This window comes from Paraburkholderia phymatum STM815, from assembly GCF_000020045.1.
GTDB lineage: Bacteria > Pseudomonadota > Gammaproteobacteria > Burkholderiales > Burkholderiaceae > Paraburkholderia > Paraburkholderia phymatum.
In genome coordinates this window covers 1,444,952-1,462,911 of record NC_010622.1, presented here as the reverse complement: position 1 = coordinate 1,462,911, position 17,960 = coordinate 1,444,952, and the positions used below count along the sequence as shown (strand labels likewise).

The window sequence follows — 17,960 nt, the reverse complement described above, 5'->3', positions numbered from 1 at the left end:
GAATGAACTGCGGGACAAGGCTCACCTGGATTTCGACCTATTCTGCGTGTCAGTCGTAACCAAAATAGTCGAAAATCAGCCGCTGAAATTGTTGACAATTTTTATGTCCATCCTAAGATGGTCCACATAACAGCACGCCGATCATGTCAGAGACACCTAACGCCGCCTCGAGCAGCACGAAACCCGAAGCCATCGCCGAACGCATTCGCGCCGCGATCCTCGAGCATCGGCTCGCGCCTGGCGCGAAATTGACGGAAGCCCAGTTGTGCGAAGTGTTCGGCGTGAAGCGCGGACCGATCCGCCAGGCGCTGGCCCTGTTGGCCACCGACCGCCTCGTCGACCTGGAGCCGAACCGCGGCGCGTTTGTCGCGAGTCCGTCGCTGCAGGAAGTGCATGAAGTGTTCGAGATGCGCCGGATCATCGAGTTGGCCGTCGTCGACAAGATTTGCGCGAGCCAGGGCTCGCGGCGTTTGAAGAACATCGGCGGGATGATCGCGCGGGAGCGCAAGGCGTTCGAATCGCGGGACTTTTCGACGTGGATCAGATTGTCGGGCGAGTTCCACACGGAGCTTGCGTCGCTGACGGGCAACACGGTGCTGTGCGATTGCCTCGGCGGGCTGGTGGCGCGCTCGACGCTGATCTCGGCGCTGTACGAATCGCTGGGCCGCAGCCCTTGTTCGTTCGAAGACCACGAAGCGATTCTTGCCGCGCTCGACGCGGGTGACGCAACGACAGCGGGCGCGCTGATGTCGCGTCACCTGGAGAGCGTCGAATTGAAGATGCTCGATCGGCCGGCTAGCGGTGGGACCGATCTGCACGAAGTATTCGGCATGCGAGCCCCGCAGGCGGCAGGCCGCTGAAGATCGTCGCGCGCGTGCCGACGCCCGCCCGCTGGCGGTGCGCGCCGCACAGAAGTGAACCGTGATTGACGGGGAAGTCGACCTGTCCACCCAAAGGCGAAAAGACCTGAACGGATGCGAGCCACACCTGCTCGCATCGCGACCGAAAGACCGTCAGGCGACGGACGCCGGCCAGGCGTCCACGCTCACGCGGCAAAGCCCTGCAGGTCGGCGCGGAAAGCCTGCCGGGCTATCAAAACAAGTGCGTAAGTACGGAGACATCCGCGGCAGCCGGTAAGCGCGGCGCATCACCAAAAGTCACATAGTGGGCTCGCCTCGCGCCTGGCATACACGATGCAGTGCCCGTCGATCGACCTCGACGTTCCCATCTTAGGAGGAGTTCATGGCTCAGTTCAGTGCAGCACCGAATAGTTCGGCACTTCCCGATTACGAGAGCGGCGCTCAAGGCGGCCATGCGCTGCCTGCAGGCTACAGCGAACGCCTGTACAACGAAGACCTCGCGCCGTTGAAGCATCAGACGTGGGGCGCCTATAACATCTTCGCGTTCTGGATGTCGGACGTGCATAGCGTCGGCGGCTACGTGTTCGCAGGCAGCCTGTTCGCACTCGGTCTCACGAGCTGGCAAGTGCTGATCGCGCTGCTGGTCGGCATTACGATCGTGAACGTGCTGTGCAACATGATCGCGAAGCCGAGCCAGCAGAACGGCGTGCCGTATCCCGTTGCGTGTCGCGCCACGTTCGGCGTGCTGGGGGCCAACGTTCCTGCCGTGATCCGTGGTCTCATCGCCGTCGCGTGGTACGGCATCCAGACCTATCTGGCATCGAGTGCGCTCGTGATCGTCGTGCTCAAGTTCCTCCCTCAACTACTGCCCTATGCCGACGTGCATCATCACGGCTTCATGGGCCTGTCCGCGATCGGCTGGGCCGGGTTCATGCTGCTGTGGGTGCTGCAGGCACTTGTTTTCTGGAACGGCATGGAGACGATCAAGAAGTTCATCGACTTCGCCGGCCCTGCCGTGTATGTCGTCATGTTCATTCTGGCCGGCTACATGATCTGGCGTGCGGGCTGGCAGAACATCGGCATCAACCTCGGCGGCGTGAAGTATCACGGCATGGAAGTCATCCCCGTGATGATCACGGCGATCTCGCTGGTGGTGTCGTACTTCTCGGGTCCGATGCTGAATTTCGGCGACTTCTCGCGCTATGGAAAGAGCTTTCGCAGCGTCAAGCGCGGCAACTTCTGGGGGCTGCCCGTCAACTTCCTCGCGTTCTCGCTGGTGACGGTCGTCACAACGGCCGCGACGCTGCCCGTGTTCGGCGAACTCATTACCGATCCCGTCGAAACGGTGGGCCGCATCGATTATCCGACGGCTGTGATTCTCGGCGCACTGACCTTCACGATCGCAACCATCGGCATCAACATTGTCGCTAACTTCGTATCGCCTGCATTCGATTTCTCGAACGTTGCGCCGAAGCTCATCAGCTGGCGTGCAGGCGGCATGCTAGCTGCAGTGGCGTCGATTTTCATCACGCCGTGGAACCTGTTCAATAACCCGGCGGTGATCCACTACACGCTCGATGTGCTCGGCAGCTTCATCGGACCGTTGTACGGCATCCTGATCGTCGATTACTTCCTCGTGAAGCGTCAGAAGATCGTGCTCGACGATCTGTACACCGTATCGGAGAAGGGCAAGTACTGGTATCACAACGGCGTGAATTATCGTGCCGTTGCCGCGCTGCTGCCGGCTGCAGTGATCGCCGTGATCTGCGTGATGGTGCCGTCGCTGAATGCGCTCGCGAACTTCTCGTGGTTCATTGGCGCGGGGCTCGGTGCAGTGTTCTACGGCGGACTTGCCCGCAACCTGCAACGTGGTGCATGAAGCAGGCATGACAGTTCATCAAAGGCAGCAACGGGAGTCGACATGCGGATCAAACTGATCAACCCGAACACGACGCAACGGATGACGGAAGCGATGGGCCGTTGTGCCCGCAACGTCGTGGCGCCGGGCACGGAGCTGGTGGCGGTGAGCCCGACGATGGGGCCTCCGTCGATCGAGGGCTATTACGACGAGGCGCTCGCCACGCCAGGGCTGCTCGCAGAAATCGAAGCGGGCGAGCGCGAAGGTTTCGATGGTTATGTGATTGCATGTTTCGGCGATCCCGGCCTCTATGCGGCGCGCGAACTGGCGCGCGGTCCAGTGATCGGCATCGCGGAGGCGGCGATGCACGCGGCGAGCGTGCTGGCGCCGGGCTTCTCGGTGGTGACGACGCTGTCGCGCACCTGTGGCATGGCCTGGCATCTGGCCGAGCGCTATGGCATGAAGCGCTTTTGCCGCAACGTCCGCGCCACCGACGTGGCGGTGCTGGAGCTCGATCAGCCCGGCTCGGCTGCGCGGCGCATCATTCTCGACGAATGCCGCCGGGCACTCGACGAGGATGGGGCGGATGCGATCGTGCTCGGTTGCGCGGGGATGGCCGAGCTGTGCAGGGAGCTCGAGGATGCGCTGGGCGCGCCCGTCGTCGAAGGCGTGACGGCGGCCGTGAAGTGGGTGGAGGCGCTCGTCGCGCTACGCCTCGCGACGGCCAAGCGCGGCGACTACGCAAGGCCGCTGCGCAAGCGCTATGACGGCGAGTTCGCACGCTTCAGTCCGGCAGGCCCGCAGCCGGCTGCGGCACCCTCGCTGCAGCATACCGCCAGCGACGCGCTGCTGCGGGTCGATGCGAGTGCCCTGCGCGCCGATCCCGCCGCCGATATTGCACCGCACATACACTCTGTCTGACATGCACTATCTGCCCGGGTGTATGGGCGCATCCGGGCGTTTTCGCTACACTGGTTCAACCATGCCGGCCTTGCCGTAGCGCGTTTTCGCGCTTGCACGACGACCGCCGGCGCATCCCCACGTCAACTGCTGCGCCATTCACACCATGTCACTCGACCCGAACTATCCGCGCGATCTGATCGGCTACGGCCGCCATCCCGTGCAGGCAAACTGGCCAGGACGCGCGCGCGTCGCGGTCCAGTTCGTACTCAACTACGAAGAGGGCGGCGAGAACTGCGTGCTGCACGGCGATGCGGGTTCGGAGCAGTTCCTGTCGGAGATCGTGGGCGCGGCGTCGTATCCGGCGCGTCACATGAGCATGGAGTCGATCTACGAATACGGCTCGCGTGCGGGTGTGTGGCGCATTCTGCGGGAGTTCGAAAAGCGTGGCCTGCCGCTGACGGTGTTCGGCGTCGGCATGGCGATCGAGCGGCATCCTGAGGTGGCGCGCGCCTTCGTCGAGCTGGGGCATGAAATTGCGTGTCATGGGTATCGGTGGATTCACTATCAGGACATGTCGCCCGAGCGCGAAGCCGAACATATGCGCCTCGGCATGGAAGCGATAGAGCGCGTGACGGGACAGCGGCCGCTCGGCTGGTATACGGGCCGTGACAGTCCCAATACGCATCGGCTGGTGGCCGAATACGGCGGCTTCCTGTACGACTCCGACAACTACGGCGACGATTTGCCGTTCTGGATGGATGTTGACGTGACGGGCGGCGCGACGGTGCCGCAATTGATCGTGCCGTACACGCTCGACACCAATGACATGCGTTTCGCAACGCCGCAAGGCTTCAACACGGCGGACCATTTCTTCACGTATTTGCGGGACGCGTTCGACGTCCTCTACGAAGAGGGCGACGAAGCACCGAAGATGCTGTCGATCGGCATGCACTGCCGGTTGCTCGGCCGTCCGGGCCGCTTTCGCGCATTGCAACGTTTCCTCGATCACATCGAGAAGCACGAGCGCGTGTGGGTCACACGTCGCGTCGATATCGCGCGTCACTGGCGCGAACATCATCCTTACCAGCAACAGGACAACCGCGGGGCGGCCGCATGAAGGCGATGCAATACACACTGGACCAACTGAACAGCCTGTCGGCCGACGCGTTCGTTGCAGCGCTGTCAGGCATCTTCGAACATTCGCCATGGGTTGCCGAAATCGCGGCGGCGCAGCGTCCGTATGCGAGCATCGACGCGTTGCACAAGACGATGTCGAATGCCGTCGAAACAGCGGGCGAGACGAAGCAGCTGGCGCTGATCAACGCTCACCCGGAACTCGCGGGCAAAGCGGCCGTGCGCGGCGAACTGACAGCCGAATCGACGCGTGAGCAAAGCGGCGCCGGACTCGATCAATGCACGCAGGAAGAATTCGATACGCTGCTGCGGCTGAACACGGCGTATCGCGAGAAATTCGGCTTCCCGTTCATTCTCGCCGTACGCGGCTATGACCGCCACGGCATCATCGCGAACTTCGAAGCGCGCGTGAGCCACAGCCGCGCCGACGAACTGCGGGCGAGCCTCGACCAGATTTATCGCATCGCGCGTTTCCGTCTCGACGATCTGATCGATGCGTGATCGTCGCGTGAAAATCGCGCGATCGACACGAAAGCGACGCGTGTCCAAGCACACAAACGGCAACAACCAGACCTGAAGGAAGATAACGATGGCACTCCCGATTCTCGATCCCAACGCACCCGAGTTCACGCGCCGTTTCGTGAATCTCGCCGACCCGCGTCTCGGCGCACAGGCGCTCGAATCGAGCGACGACTTCTTTGCGCCGAAAGACCGCATGCTGAATCCGGAGCCGGCCGTCTTCGTTCCCGGCAAGTACGATGAGCACGGCAAATGGATGGACGGCTGGGAAACGCGCCGCAAGCGCACGACGGGCTACGACTGGTGCATCGTGAAGCTCGCGCGTCCAGGTGTGATCAAGGGCTTCGACATCGACACGAGTCACTTCACGGGTAACTTCCCGCCGGCGGCATCGGTGGAAGCGACGCGTGTGGTCGACGGCGCGCCAAACCAGTCGACGCAATGGACTGAGATCGTCCCGTCGACGACATTGCAGGGCAACAGCCATCACTACATCGATGTGAGCGACGCAAACGCGTACACGCACCTTCGTGTGAACATCTATCCGGACGGCGGCATCGCGCGTTTGCGTGTATACGGTCAGCCGCAGGTCGACTGGGCGGGCGCGAGCCGTACCGACCTGTTCGATCTGGCCGCGATGGAAAACGGCGCCTATCTGGTCGCTGCGAACAACCAGCACTTCGGCGCCGCATCGACGCTGCTGATGCCGGGCCGCGGCGTCAACATGGGCGATGGCTGGGAAACGCGCCGCCGCCGCGAGCCAGGCAACGACTGGGCGATCGTCGCGCTCGCGCAACCGGGCGTGATCAAGAAGATCGAAGTTGATACCGCGCACTTCAAGGGCAACTATCCGGACCGCTGCTCGATTCAGGCTGCGTTCGTCACGGGCGGCACCGACAGTTCGCTGATCACGCAGGCGATGTTCTGGCCGGTGCTACTCGGCGAACAGAAGCTGCAAATGGACAAGCAGCACTTCTATGAAAGCGAGATTGCCGCACTCGGTCCTGTCACCCATATCCGCTTCAACATCATTCCCGACGGCGGTGTCTCGCGTCTGCGTCTGTGGGGCACGCTCGCATCATGAAGACACTTGCCATCGAACCGCTGACACGCGAATCGTTCGCGCCGTTCGGCGACGTGATCGAACTGGACGGGGCGAAGCAGATTCCGATCAATCTTGGCACGACGACCCGCTATCACGATCTCGCGAACGTGGATGTCACGGACGACGGCGGCCGCACGCTGGTCAATCTGTTTCGCGGGCAACCGCGTGTGCTGCCATTCGAAGTGAGGATGATGGAACGGCATCCTCTTGGATCGCAGGCATTCATTCCGTTGAACGACAAGCCTTATCTCGTTGTGGTGGCGCCTGTCGGCGAGCTGGATGAATCGCAGATCCGTGCTTTCGTGACTAGTGGCTGGCAGGGCGTGAACTATGCGAAGGGCGTATGGCACCATCCGCTGCTCTCGCTGGGTGATGTGAGCGATTTCATCGTCATCGATCGGGGTGGAGAGGGGGTGAATCTCAATGAACTCGATCTGCGGGAATCGCTGTGGTTGACGGAGGAGGCGTTGAGCGTCGTCGTTTGAGTCAGGTTTTTTGCCTGCGGCGCCTTGATGCTCGGAAGCCCATTGCGGATGGAGATCTGCGATGGGTTTTTTGTTTTTTTGTCGCTTGTTGCGTGCGTTTTTGCGCTGGTAGCCGCGCGTCTTCAATTTGTTGAATACCTGCAGATTCACCCCGGCGCTCATGGCGCGCTCGATGACCGCCTTGTTGCACGCAAGCAGCAGAGCCCGCACTTGGCCCGGCATCATCGGCCCCTTGGCCAGTTCGTCAACCAGCGCCTTGGGCAGTTCAGGCAGCGGCTCAATGGGTTGTGATGACCGGGCGTGGCTAGCCTTGATACTGATCGAAGGCGTTCGCAACAAACGCTGGCGAGCATGCTGTTGCGAGAAGCGTGGGGAGGTGGTGGGCCCATGGGTAGAAAAAAACACTGGCGGTGTGAGCGGCTTTCTTTTGCCTCTGTTCTTTGCTGCCGCAAGGAACAGTAGGTGCCGCCCCGCACAGGCAACACCAGCAAACCAGAAGCAAATCGCGGATGCCAGCGAAAACCCAATAGTCGCGACTGCGTCGTAGACAGAAAAAAACGGGCCGCCGCATTCGCGAACAGCCCGACCGTGAAGAACCGACCTCACGCCATGGAAAGCAGGCCTTAATGCGCTCCGCCATGGAACCAGGCAGCGATCTTCAGACGCTCGTCATCAGTCATATGTGTGACATTGCCAAGCGGCATCGACTTTAGCGTCACGGCCTGCTGGTAGATACGCTGTGCGTTCGTCGAGATCTCTTCAGGCGTATCGAGCAGCACGCCAGCGGGTGCGCTGCCCATCATCGTCGGATGCGCAGAGTGACAAGCCACGCAGCGCTGCTGCAATACAGGCACGATATCGCCAACCTTCACGACAGGAGCGTTGGCAGCCTCGGCAACTGGCACGACAGGCCGGGGCATCGTCCAGAAGAGCGCGCCGAACATCAGTGCAACGCCGCCAAGCGGCAGGTACCACAATACCTGTCCGCGGTGACGCATCACGAAGAACTGGCGGATCAGCGCGCCTGCCAGCATGATGACAACGAGCACCGCCCAGTTGTATGGATGCGTGTACGTCATCGCATAGTGATTCGACAGCATTGCGAACACCACGGGCAGCGTGAAATACGTGTTGTGCACGGAGCGCTGCTTGCCGCGCTTGCCATAGATCGGGTTCGGCGTGTCGCCCTTGAGCATCGCGTCGACCATCTTGCGCTGACCCGGAATGATCACGAAGAACACGTTCGCCGACATGATGGTCGCCAGCATCGCGCCCATGATCAGATAGGCCGCGCGGCCCGCGAAGATGTGGCACGCGAGGTACGCGGCAATCAGCACATAGAGACCGACGCAGATACCGAGAACCTTGTCATTGTTGCCGAGCAGTCGGCACAGCGAGTCGTACACGATCCAGCCTGCGGCAAGAAAACCGAGCGCCGAGAAGATCGCAACAACAGGGCCCATGTCGAGCACGTTCTTGTCGATCAGGTATGTGTTCGGCGCGAACAGATACAGCACCGTGAATAGACCGAAGCCCGAGAGCCACGTCGTGTAAGACGGCCATTTCGACCAGTGCAGGTCGTCGGGCATTTCGGGCGGGGCGACGGTGTACTTCTGCATGTTGTAGAAGCCGCCGCCATGCACATGCCACAGTTCGCCGAACACGCCGCGCCGGCGCTGGTTAGGGTCCGTCGGCGGTTTCAGGCTGTTGTCGAGCGCGACGAAATAGAACGACTCGCCGATCCATGCGATTGCGGCGATAACGTGAAACCAGCGAATCGCGAGATTCAGCCAGTCGGTAACGAAGCCTTCCATGAAACTCCTCCACTTCTGATTCGTTGTTCGCGCAGCATCTCGAGTGTTGCGCGGCATTCGGGTGTATTACGCCGGTGCAGGTCCGCTATCGGATCGATGCATGCAACGGCATTCGGGTGAAACGGGATGCCGATCGGCCGCTCTTGTGCTGGCTTGCGCTTCGCGTATGTCTCCATGTCATCTGCGAAATGCACGCACGCGCACGATCGTGCACACGAGACCGGTTCGCTTCAGCTTCCGCGATAAGTGCTGTACGACCACGGCGACACCAGTAGCGGCACGTGATAGTGCGCACCTGCGTCGGCAATGCCGAAGCGCAGCACAACACGATCGACGAAACGCGGTTCCGGCACTTTGGTGCCGATCGACGCGAAATAATCGCCCGCGTGGAACACGAGTTCATATTCGCCGATGGCAAGCGCGTCGCCTTCGAGCAGCGGCTCGTTGCAGCGGCCGTCGTGATTGGTGGTGGTGGTTTTGAGCGCCCGGCGCGTGTCGCCGCAGAGCGCAAAGAGTTCGACCTTGATATCTGCGCCGGGACGGCCGTTTGCCGTGTCGAGCACGTGGGTAGTGAGCTTGCCCATTCGCGATTGTCCTTGTGTAGATGCGAGGTTTCAGCGGCGGCCCGATCCATGACACTTAGCGGCGGATCGAGGCTCCACGTCAGTGGCTACATACCCGTCGGCGGATTGAAGCGAGCGCCGTGACATCCATTGTAGAAACATTGTTCGCCTCCGCGAGCGAGCGATAGGAAAGATAATCGCTGACGCATGACGCCCTGCCGAGGCCCGCTGGACAGGTAATCCGCTGCATGCGGGACGGACGGGGCGGAACGGTCCCGATCGTACGGGCGCCAAAAATGCCGGTCATATGCGCGGCCTGAACCCCGGTATCGCACTGGCGCGAGTTGCCAGCGCAATTTTGTCGCCCGAAGGTTACGTCCATGCGCGGCGCGGCCGCGCATCCCGAAGACGGCGGAACACGCTGGGTAACCGGGCCAACTGCGTTCGAACGGACGCGGCGGCACGGCGGCGTGCCGAAGACAACGCGTTCGGACGACTTTTGCACATGCCCGCAAAGCCGCGCGCTGCGGCGACGGCACAACGATGCAGCTTCGAGCGGCCACATGCAGTGGGCGCGGACAGGTGGCAGCATCGTGCATCGGCCTCATCGGCGGCGATAGAGGGCAGCACTGGAGAAACGAATGACGTTGCAAACCAATGCAACCGGTGTGACGGGAACGGACGGGCCGCGCGGCCGGACGATGCTGGTCCGACACGCGGACGTGCTCGTCACGATGGACGGCGAACGTCGCGAGCTGCGCGACGGCGGTCTCTATATCGAAGACAACCGGATCGTCGCCGTCGGTCCAACGCACACACTGCCGGGTACTGCGGACGCGATCCTCGACATGACGGGGCATCTCGTCATTCCTGGCCTCGTCAACACGCACCATCACATGTATCAGAGCCTGACGCGCGCGATTCCCGCTGCACAGGACGCCGAGCTGTTCGGCTGGCTGACGAACCTCTATAAGGTGTGGGCGCACCTCACGCCGGAAATGATCGAAGTGTCGACGCTGACGGCGATGGCCGAACTGCTGCTGTCCGGCTGCACTACGTCGAGCGACCACCTGTACATCTATCCGAACGGCAGCCGGCTCGATGACAGCATCGCGGCCGCACGGCGCATCGGCATGCGCTTTCATGCAAGCCGCGGGAGCATGAGCGTCGGACAGAAAGACGGCGGCCTGCCGCCCGATTGCGTCGTCGAGCGGGAAGCGGACATTCTGAAGGACACCCAGCGCCTGATCGACGCGTATCACGACGCTGGCCGATACGCGATGCTGCGCGTCGTCGTTGCGCCGTGCTCGCCGTTTTCGGTGAGCCGCGATCTGATGCGCGAGTCGGCCGCACTGGCGCGCCAATACGGCGTATCGCTGCACACGCATCTCGCGGAGAACGCGAACGATATTGCATACAGCCGCGAAAAGTTCGGCATGACGCCCGCAGAATATGCCGAGGAACTTGGCTGGATCGGTCCCGATGTATGGCACGCGCACTGCGTTCAACTCGATGACGCCGGCATCCGGCTGTTCGCGCGCACGGGGACGGGCGTCGCGCATTGCCCGTGTTCCAACATGCGCCTTGCGTCGGGCATCGCGCCCGTGAAGAAGATGCGGCTGGCGGGCGTCCCCGTCGGATTGGGGGTCGACGGATCGGCGTCGAATGACGGCGCGCAGATGGTCGCCGAGGTGCGACAGGCGATGCTGCTGCAGCGCGTCGGCTTCGGCCCGGACGCGATGACGGCACGCGAGGCGCTCGAGATCGCGACGCTCGGCGGGGCGAAGGTGCTGAACCGCGACGATATCGGCGCGCTGGCGCCCGGCATGGCGGCGGACTTTGTGTCGTTCGATCTGCGCCAGCCGCTGTTTGCGGGCGCGCTGCACGATCCCGTTGCGGCATTGGTGTTCTGCGCGCCCTCGCAGGTGTCGACGAGTGTGATCGGCGGAAAGCAGGTGGTGAAAGACGGCGTGCTGACGACTGTCGATCTTGGCCCGGTAATCGAACGGCACAATCATCTCGCGAAGACGCTGTACCAAAGTGCAGCTTGAGCAAAGCACTAAAACGCAAAGCGGCGGTTCGAGACCGCCGCCTGCACAGTAGTGCCTGTGCGTTACCTGTCGATCAACGTCTTGGTCGCTTCGGCGACGAGACTGCGCAGCCAGCGCACTTCATCGGAGTAATGCACGCGCTCATGCCACAACTGGTAGTACTGCATCGGCGGAAAATCCAGCGGCGCGGGCACGACGGTCAGCGGCAGGAACTTCGCGTAGTAGTCGGCGAACAGGCGCGTCGTCGTGAAGATGAGATCGGACTTGATCAGCACATACGGCGCGAGATTGAAGTAGGGCAGCGTGACGACGACGTGGCGCTTCAGGCGCTCGCGCGCGAGATGCACGTCGATCGCACCGCGCTGGCCGACGGAATAGGGCGTGGGCGCGAGGTGCGGCGCGTTCAGGTACTGGTCGAGCGTCAGGCCGCCGCGCTTGGCGAACGGATGTGTGTTGCTCATCAGGCACACGATCTGGTCGACAAACAGATTGGACAGGTGCAACTGCTCTGGCGGTTCTGGCCAGTTGCCGACGACGATATCGAGCTTGCCGTCCTCGAGCGCCAGTTCGTAGTCGAACGCGGGACCGAGCGAGTGGAACTCGAGTGTCGCGTTCGGCGCCGCCTGCCGGAAGCGCTCGACGACGGTCGGCACGAACAGTACGTTCAGGTAGTCCGGGCAGCCAATCCGGTAGCAGCGGATCGACGTCGCGGGATCGAAGTTGTGCTGCTGAAATTTAATGCGTTCGATTTCGCGCAGTGCATTCTGCACGGGTTCGAGCAGGCGCAGCCCGTACTCGGTCGGCACCATGCCCGACTTGCCGCGTACCAGAAGCGGGTCGCCCGTGATGTCGCGCAGCCGGCGCAGTGCTGCGCTGATCGCGGGTTGGGACTGGTTCAGTTTGACGGCGGCGCGCGTGACGCTGCGCTCCATCAGAAGGGTGTGCAAGACGCGCAGTAGGTAAGTGTCGATCGCCTCGCGTTGCTGACTCATGAACTTCTCCGAAATATATGTTTTGGCTGATCGATCAGGCTTGTGGGTATATGCTTTTTAATATAGAGATAAAAGACCGTCAAGGGAGGGATACCCGCAAACCGCGCAGCGGCGCGGCTTTGCGGGAATTTTGGCGGCTCGACTGAGAGGAGTGATTTCGGTATCGTCGATCGGCTGCGATAGCGCGACACGCGCGTGCCGATCGGGATGCAGGTGAAGCTCGCGCGGAAAACGACGGGCATTCAAGCGAAAATGCACGCCGGACGCAGCGTGCCGCCGACCACACGCGTAACACGGAACAACATGAGCGACACATCGACAGGCAGTCCGACGGGCGGCGCCCCGTACGCAAACAGCGCAAATCGTGGCGACGGCACCACAGCGCGCCTCGCACTGACGGGTATCAGCAAGCAATATCCTGCCGTTCGCGCGAACGACGACGTGACGCTGCTCGTCGCGCCCGGTGAAATCCATGCAGTGCTCGGCGAAAACGGCGCGGGCAAGAGCACGCTGATGAAAATCATCTACGGTGCGGTGCGGCCGGATGCGGGCGAAATCCGCTGGGAAGGCGAGTCCGTCGATATCGCGAATCCGGCGGCAGCACGCAAGCTCGGTATCGGCATGGTGTTCCAGCACTTTTCGCTGTTCGAGACGTTGACGGTCGGCGAGAACATCGCACTGGCGCTCGACGAGCCCTTCGATCTGAAGGCACTGGGTCAGCGCATTCGCGACGTGTCGGCCGAATATGGGCTGGACATCGATCCGCAGCGCCACGTGCACAGCCTGACGGTGGGCGAGCGCCAACGCGTCGAGATCGTGCGCTGTCTGTTGCAGAATCCGCGTCTGCTCATCATGGACGAGCCGACGTCGGTGCTCACGCCGCAAGCCGTGCGCAAGCTGTTCGCGACGCTGCGCCGCCTCGCCTCTGAAGGGTGCAGCATTCTCTACATTAGCCACAAGCTGGACGAGATCCAGGAACTGTGTGACACGGCCACCGTGATGCGTGGCGGCAAGGTGACGGGCCGCGTGACGCCGCGCGACGAGACGCATGCATCGCTTGCGCAGCTGATGGTCGGTCATTCGCTGCCGGACTACGAGCGGCGCACGCATACGCCGGGCGACGTGCTGCTCGACGTGAAAAATCTTTCATCGTCAAGCGACGATCCGTTCGGCACTTCGCTTCACGAAGTCTCATTCAGCGTGCATGCAGGCGAAATATTCGGCATCGCGGGCGTATCGGGTAATGGCCAGGCGGAATTGCTGGCGGCACTATCGGGCGAACACAAGGGTCATCGCGCCGATGCCGTTACGATCTGCGGCAAGCCCGCGGGCAAGCTCAATGCAGCGGCGCGCCGCGGGCTGGGCTTCGCGTTCGTGCCCGAGGAACGACTCGGGCGCGGCGCGGTGCCCGCGATGTCGCTTGCTGAGAATGCGCTGCTGACGGCACATCGCCAGCAGATGGTGCGTTCGGGCTGGATCAATGCGACCGCGATGCGCGCGTTCGCGAGGCGTTGCATCGAGTCGTTCGACGTGCGCTGCGGCGGCGAAGGCGCGCTCGCGCAAAGCCTGTCGGGCGGCAACCTGCAGAAGTTCATCGTCGGCCGCGAAATCCTCCAGGCGCCGAAGGTGCTGGTCGTCGCGCAGCCGACGTGGGGCGTCGATGTCGGGGCGGCGTCGTTCATCCGGCAGCAGTTGCTCGATCTGTCGGCGCGTGGCGTTGCCATTCTCGTGATCTCCGAAGAGCTCGAAGAACTGTTCGACATCTGCGATCGCATTGCCGTGATCGCGCGCGGACGTATGTCGCCCGTGCGCAAGACGGGCGACACCAATGCCGAGGAGATCGGCCGCTGGATGGCGGGGCTGTTCGGGGAGCGCGAGGGGTACGCCGCCGTCGTCGGAGCAGCCGGCGCACGCATGAACTGACGTGCACTGAAAGCAACTGCAGAGACCACATCGACAATACGCGACAAAACGCACAATGATTCTTCCGTATCGACTCGAAGCCCGCACGACGCCATCGCGAACGATGCAGCTTGCCGTGCCGCTGATCGCCGCGCTCCTTACGCTGGCCATCGGCTTTCTGATTTTCAGCCTTGTCGGGCGCGACCCCGCGCAGGCGATGTTCGCGTTCTTCATCGAGCCGCTATCGAGCGTCAATGGGTGGACGGAGCTGCTGCTCAAGGCGTCGCCACTGTGTCTGATCGGGCTCGGTCTTGCCATCGGCTACCGCGCGAACGTCTGGAATATCGGCGCCGAAGGGCAGATGCTGCTGGGCGGCATCGCGGCGAGCGGTGTCGCGATCTACTTCGATCAGGCGACGGGCTGGTGGATCCTGCCAACCATGATGATCGCGGGTGTGCTCGGCGGCATGGCGTGGGCTGCGATCCCCGCGCTGCTCAAGAGCCGTTTCAACACCAACGAGATTCTGACGAGCCTGATGCTCACCTATGTCGCCACGCAGCTGCTGATTTATCTGGTCAGCGGCCCGTGGCGCGACCCCCAGGGCATGAACTTCCCCCTCTCTGAGATGTTCTCCGGCGACGCGCTGTATCCGACGTTCTACGGCGACTGGCACTGGAAATTCCTGAAGGGCACTCGCCTGAATGCATCGATCTTCGTGACGATCGTCGCGATTCCGCTTGTCTGGCTCTTCATGCGCAAGAGCTTCGCGGGTTTCCGGATGAGCGTGGGCGGGCTCGCGCCGCTGGCCGCGCGCTATGCGGGCTTCTCAGACAAGAAGACGATCTGGACGTCGCTGCTGATCAGCGGCGGCCTTGCGGGTCTTGCGGGCATGGGCGAGATCGCCGGTCCTATCGGGCAGTTGCAGGCGACATGGTCGCCGGGCTATGGCTTCACCGCGATCATCGTCGTATTCGTCGGACGGCTGCATCCCGTCGGCATCGTGCTCGCGAGTCTTCTGATGGCGCTGCTCTACCTCGGCGGCGAAGCCGTGCAGACGTCGATGCAGTTGCCGCAGGCGTTGTCGGGCGTGTTCCAGGGGCTGCTGCTGTTCTGCTTGCTGGGCGCGGATCTGTTCGTCAACTATCGCGTGCGCCGTCGCGGCATCGCGGCATCGTAAAACGCCCGAACCCGAATCAAATCAGGTCATTATGGATATTCAACAAGCCAGCGCGCTCACGTCGAGCGCGGTCGTCGCCGCGATTCCGCTGATGTTCGCGGGTGTCGGCGAACTCATCACCGAGAAGTCGGGCGTGCTCAACCTCGGCGTCGAAGGGATGATGCTGATGGGTGCTGTCACGGGCTACGCGGTGACGGCCGTCACGGGCAACCCGTGGCTCGGCGTTCTCTCGGCTATCGGTGCGGGCATTGCGATGTCGCTGCTGTTCGCGTTCCTCGTGCTGTCGATGCTCGCCAACCAGGTGGCCACGGGCCTGTCGCTCACGATCTTCGGCATCGGCCTGTCCGCGTATGTCGGCAAGCCGTACACGTCGGCGGCCGTGCGCGAGACCATCGGCGCGTGGGTCATTCCCGGACTGTCGAAGATTCCCGTGCTCGGGCCGGCGCTCTTCAGCCTCACGCCGCTCGATTACCTCGCGTTCGTCATGTTCGGTGTGGTCGGCTGGTTCCTGTATCGCACGCGGGCCGGACTCGTGCTGCGCTCGGTCGGCGAATCGCCGCAGGTCGCGCATTCGGTCGGATTTCCGGTCATCGGCGTGCGGTATGGCGCGACGCTGTTCGGCGGCGCGATGGCGGGCCTCGCAGGCGGCTACTACTCGATTGTCAATCTGCATTTGTGGCAGGAGCAACTGACGTCAGGTCGCGGCTGGATTGCACTTGCGCTCGTCGTCTTCGCGACGTGGCGCCCGGGCCGTCTGCTTATCGGTGCACTATTGTTCGGTGCAGTGACGGGCCTGCAGTTTTATGCGCAGGCGATCGGCGTTCCCGTGCCGACGCAGTTTCTCGCGATGCTCCCGTATGTCGCGACCGTCGTCGTGCTCGTGCTGATCTCGCGCAATCCGAACACGATCCGCCTGAACGCGCCGGCATCGCTCGGTAAGCCGTTCTTTGCGGCGGGCTAAGCGGGTGTCGAATGCTGCATAACAGTTCACTAAGACATCTAATCCAACGACAGGAGAAGAACATGAAAAAAAGGACCATGCTGAGCGCGCTGACGCTCGCGGCGGCGTCGTTCGTCGCGAGCGGCGCGCTGATGCCGACGGCGCAGGCTGCCGACGTGCCTGGCGTCGCCTTCGTCTACCTCGGCAATCCGGGCGATGCAGGCTGGACCTACGCGCATGACCAGGGCTCGAAAGAAGCGGAAGCGAAGTTCGGCAACAAGATCAAGATCACGCGCGTCGAGAACGTGCCCGAGTCCGCCGACTCGGAACGTGTGTTCCGCGATCTCGCGAACAAGGGCAACAAGATCATCTTCGGTTCCAGCTTCGGGTTCCAGGATTTCGAGCTCAAGGTCGCGAAGGATTTCCCGGACACGGTCTTCCTGCACGCGACGGGTTACAAGAAAGCAGCGAACTTTGGCACGTACGACGTGCGCATGTATCAGGGTGCCTATCTCGCGGGCGTCGCGGCCGGCTACGTGACGAAGACCAATACACTCGGCTTCGTCGCATCGGTGCCGATTCCTGAAGTGGTGCGCAACATCAACGCCTACACGCTCGGCGCGCGATCGGTGAATCCGAAGGTGCATACCAAGGTTATCTGGATCAACAGCTGGTTTGATCCGGGCAAGGAGAAGCAGGCTGCCGAAACGCTGATCGGTCAGGGCGCCGACGTGCTGCTGCAGAATACCGATTCGAGCGCGACGCTTGCGACGGCCTCCGAAAAGCACGTGCATGCATTCGGTTGGGATTCGGACATGAAGAAGTTCGGTCCTGACGCGCACCTCGGTTCAGTGGTCGCGCACTGGGGCGTGTACTACACGGCTGCCATCCAGCAGGTGCTGGACGGCAAGTGGAAGAACGACCCCGTGTGGTGGGGCATTCCGCAAAAGGCGGTCGATCTCGAAGACATGAACACGTCGGCGATCCCGGCCAATGCAATGAAGGATGTCGAGGCAAAGCGCACGCAACTGGCAAGCGGCAAGTGGGATGTGTTCACAGGTCCGATCAAGGATCAGACGGGTGCCGTGAAGGTGCCCGCAGGCAAGACGCTGGCCGATCCGGAACTGCAGCGCCTGAATTGGTACGTCGAAGGGGTGGAAGGCTCGCTGCCGAAGTGACGTATTGAACCTGACTGCGCGTCACACGAAGGTTGGTCCGGCGCGGCAGTGGATCGCCCTGCCGTCACCTGAGGTTCGCGTGGGCACGTCAGAAGCTGCATCCGGTGTTACATCGGATGCAGCTTTTTTCATGCGCGTCCGACTCGTAGCTGCAGACGTGCACCGTCCTCTTCGCGCGCTCGCCGCGCGCAGCTCGCCGCTGCCTCAATCTTCGATGCGCAAGCCCACCTTCAATGTGACCTGCCAGTGCGAGACCTTGTTGTCTTCGATATGGCCGCGCGTCTCCACGACTTCGAACCAATGCAGATTGCGCACCGTTTTACCTGCTTTTTCGATCGCGCAGCGGATCGCGTCGTCGCTGGATTTCGTGGACGAACCCGTCAGCTCGATGTGCTTGTACACGTGGTCGCTCATGATGTACCTCCTGGTGGTCGAAAAAAGTATAGGCAATGTATTTCGCGTGAACGAACCGGAACGCA

Annotated in this window: 16 protein-coding genes and 1 pseudogene; 13 read left to right on the top strand and 4 right to left on the bottom strand. The window is 62.3% G+C overall.

Annotated features, from left to right (window positions below; genetic code table 11):
* Nucleotides 1-143 precede the first annotated feature (143 nt).
* From BPHY_RS06615 to BPHY_RS44185, 8 genes are all read left to right on the top strand, one after another.
* The gene (locus tag BPHY_RS06615) at nt 144-860 is read left to right on the top strand and encodes a GntR family transcriptional regulator (RefSeq protein ID WP_012400699.1); all 717 of its coding nucleotides are present in this window, start codon (nt 144-146) and stop codon (nt 858-860) included.
* A 382-nt stretch (nt 861-1,242) separates the two neighbouring features.
* A complete protein-coding gene (locus BPHY_RS06610; protein ID WP_012400698.1) occupies nt 1,243-2,739 on the top strand; it encodes an NCS1 family nucleobase:cation symporter-1 in 1,497 nt (498 codons plus the stop codon).
* A gap of 42 nt (nt 2,740-2,781) precedes the next feature.
* On the top strand, nt 2,782-3,639 hold the full coding sequence (locus BPHY_RS06605) for an aspartate/glutamate racemase family protein (RefSeq protein ID WP_012400697.1): 858 nt from the start codon (nt 2,782-2,784) through the stop codon (nt 3,637-3,639).
* 145 nt (nt 3,640-3,784) lie between these two features.
* Nucleotides 3,785-4,738: an allantoinase PuuE gene (gene puuE, locus BPHY_RS06600; protein WP_012400696.1), complete on the top strand. Its 954-nt coding sequence runs from the start codon at nt 3,785-3,787 to the stop codon at nt 4,736-4,738.
* Nucleotides 4,735-5,256 carry a 2-oxo-4-hydroxy-4-carboxy-5-ureidoimidazoline decarboxylase gene (uraD, locus tag BPHY_RS06595; RefSeq protein WP_012400695.1) on the top strand — a complete coding sequence of 174 codons (522 nt, stop codon included), beginning with the start codon at nt 4,735-4,737 and terminating at the stop codon, nt 5,254-5,256. The genes puuE and uraD overlap by 4 nt, the downstream gene beginning before the upstream one ends.
* 88 nt (nt 5,257-5,344) lie before the next feature.
* Complete coding sequence (alc, locus tag BPHY_RS06590; protein ID WP_012400694.1) at nt 5,345-6,358, top strand: allantoicase; 1,014 nt, start codon at nt 5,345-5,347, stop codon at nt 6,356-6,358.
* On the top strand, nt 6,355-6,864 hold the full coding sequence (locus BPHY_RS06585) for an ureidoglycolate lyase (protein ID WP_012400693.1): 510 nt from the start codon (nt 6,355-6,357) through the stop codon (nt 6,862-6,864). Before alc ends, BPHY_RS06585 begins: the two co-directional genes overlap by 4 nt.
* 48 nt (nt 6,865-6,912) lie before the next feature.
* Entirely contained in the window at nt 6,913-7,155 is a 243-nt protein-coding gene (locus tag BPHY_RS44185; RefSeq protein ID WP_157686513.1) for a hypothetical protein, read from the top strand.
* Between the two features lie 332 nt (nt 7,156-7,487).
* Here the strand turns inward: BPHY_RS44185 and BPHY_RS06575 are convergent, their stop codons facing one another.
* Together BPHY_RS06575 and uraH are read right to left on the bottom strand one after the other, a co-directional pair.
* Complete coding sequence (locus tag BPHY_RS06575; protein ID WP_012400692.1) at nt 7,488-8,678, bottom strand: urate hydroxylase PuuD; 1,191 nt, start codon at nt 8,676-8,678, stop codon at nt 7,488-7,490.
* A gap of 230 nt (nt 8,679-8,908) precedes the next feature.
* Nucleotides 8,909-9,262, bottom strand: a complete 354-nt coding sequence (gene uraH, locus BPHY_RS06570) for a hydroxyisourate hydrolase (protein WP_012400691.1) — start codon at nt 9,260-9,262, stop codon at nt 8,909-8,911.
* A gap of 620 nt (nt 9,263-9,882) precedes the next feature.
* Between uraH and BPHY_RS06560 the strand changes: the two genes are divergently transcribed.
* Entirely contained in the window at nt 9,883-11,292 is a 1,410-nt protein-coding gene (locus tag BPHY_RS06560) for an 8-oxoguanine deaminase (protein ID WP_012400690.1), read from the top strand.
* A 62-nt stretch (nt 11,293-11,354) separates the two neighbouring features.
* Here the strand turns inward: BPHY_RS06560 and BPHY_RS06555 are convergent, their stop codons facing one another.
* Complete coding sequence (locus BPHY_RS06555) at nt 11,355-12,284, bottom strand: LysR substrate-binding domain-containing protein (protein WP_012400689.1); 930 nt, start codon at nt 12,282-12,284, stop codon at nt 11,355-11,357.
* A 303-nt stretch (nt 12,285-12,587) separates the two neighbouring features.
* Here BPHY_RS06555 and BPHY_RS06550 point away from each other — a divergent pair.
* The 4 genes and pseudogenes from BPHY_RS06550 (at nt 12,588) to BPHY_RS06535 (ending at nt 17,481) form a co-directional block, all read left to right on the top strand.
* Nucleotides 12,588-14,202 (top strand): annotated as a pseudogene (locus tag BPHY_RS06550) (ABC transporter ATP-binding protein).
* A gap of 60 nt (nt 14,203-14,262) precedes the next feature.
* Nucleotides 14,263-15,363 carry an ABC transporter permease gene (locus BPHY_RS06545; protein ID WP_041763379.1) on the top strand — a complete coding sequence of 367 codons (1,101 nt, stop codon included), beginning with the start codon at nt 14,263-14,265 and terminating at the stop codon, nt 15,361-15,363.
* Between the two features lie 31 nt (nt 15,364-15,394).
* Nucleotides 15,395-16,324, top strand: a complete 930-nt coding sequence (locus BPHY_RS06540) for an ABC transporter permease (RefSeq protein WP_012400686.1) — start codon at nt 15,395-15,397, stop codon at nt 16,322-16,324.
* Nucleotides 16,325-16,386: 62 nt separating this feature from the next.
* Nucleotides 16,387-17,481 (top strand): BMP family ABC transporter substrate-binding protein, encoded by a 1,095-nt coding sequence (locus BPHY_RS06535; RefSeq protein WP_012400685.1) that lies wholly within the window; start codon nt 16,387-16,389, stop codon nt 17,479-17,481.
* Between the two features lie 204 nt (nt 17,482-17,685).
* Here BPHY_RS06535 and BPHY_RS06530 read toward each other — a convergent pair whose 3' ends face one another.
* Nucleotides 17,686-17,895: a dodecin gene (locus BPHY_RS06530; RefSeq protein WP_012400684.1), complete on the bottom strand. Its 210-nt coding sequence runs from the start codon at nt 17,893-17,895 to the stop codon at nt 17,686-17,688.
* Nucleotides 17,896-17,960 lie beyond the last annotated feature (65 nt).

Coding starts and splice junctions, on each gene's coding strand:
- BPHY_RS06545 (WP_041763379.1), top strand. CDS start 14,263: ATGATTCTTCCGTATCGACTCGAAGCCCGCACGACGCCATCGCGAACG.
- puuE (WP_012400696.1), top strand. CDS start 3,785: ATGTCACTCGACCCGAACTATCCGCGCGATCTGATCGGCTACGGCCGC.
- alc (WP_012400694.1), top strand. CDS start 5,345: ATGGCACTCCCGATTCTCGATCCCAACGCACCCGAGTTCACGCGCCGT.
- BPHY_RS06535 (WP_012400685.1), top strand. CDS start 16,387: ATGAAAAAAAGGACCATGCTGAGCGCGCTGACGCTCGCGGCGGCGTCG.
- uraH (WP_012400691.1), bottom strand. CDS start 9,262: ATGGGCAAGCTCACTACCCACGTGCTCGACACGGCAAACGGCCGTCCC.
- BPHY_RS06560 (WP_012400690.1), top strand. CDS start 9,883: ATGACGTTGCAAACCAATGCAACCGGTGTGACGGGAACGGACGGGCCG.
- uraD (WP_012400695.1), top strand. CDS start 4,735: ATGAAGGCGATGCAATACACACTGGACCAACTGAACAGCCTGTCGGCC.
- BPHY_RS44185 (WP_157686513.1), top strand. CDS start 6,913: ATGGAGATCTGCGATGGGTTTTTTGTTTTTTTGTCGCTTGTTGCGTGC.
- BPHY_RS06585 (WP_012400693.1), top strand. CDS start 6,355: ATGAAGACACTTGCCATCGAACCGCTGACACGCGAATCGTTCGCGCCG.
- BPHY_RS06610 (WP_012400698.1), top strand. CDS start 1,243: ATGGCTCAGTTCAGTGCAGCACCGAATAGTTCGGCACTTCCCGATTAC.
- BPHY_RS06605 (WP_012400697.1), top strand. CDS start 2,782: ATGCGGATCAAACTGATCAACCCGAACACGACGCAACGGATGACGGAA.
- BPHY_RS06575 (WP_012400692.1), bottom strand. CDS start 8,678: ATGGAAGGCTTCGTTACCGACTGGCTGAATCTCGCGATTCGCTGGTTT.
- BPHY_RS06530 (WP_012400684.1), bottom strand. CDS start 17,895: ATGAGCGACCACGTGTACAAGCACATCGAGCTGACGGGTTCGTCCACG.
- BPHY_RS06540 (WP_012400686.1), top strand. CDS start 15,395: ATGGATATTCAACAAGCCAGCGCGCTCACGTCGAGCGCGGTCGTCGCC.
- BPHY_RS06615 (WP_012400699.1), top strand. CDS start 144: ATGTCAGAGACACCTAACGCCGCCTCGAGCAGCACGAAACCCGAAGCC.
- BPHY_RS06555 (WP_012400689.1), bottom strand. CDS start 12,284: ATGAGTCAGCAACGCGAGGCGATCGACACTTACCTACTGCGCGTCTTG.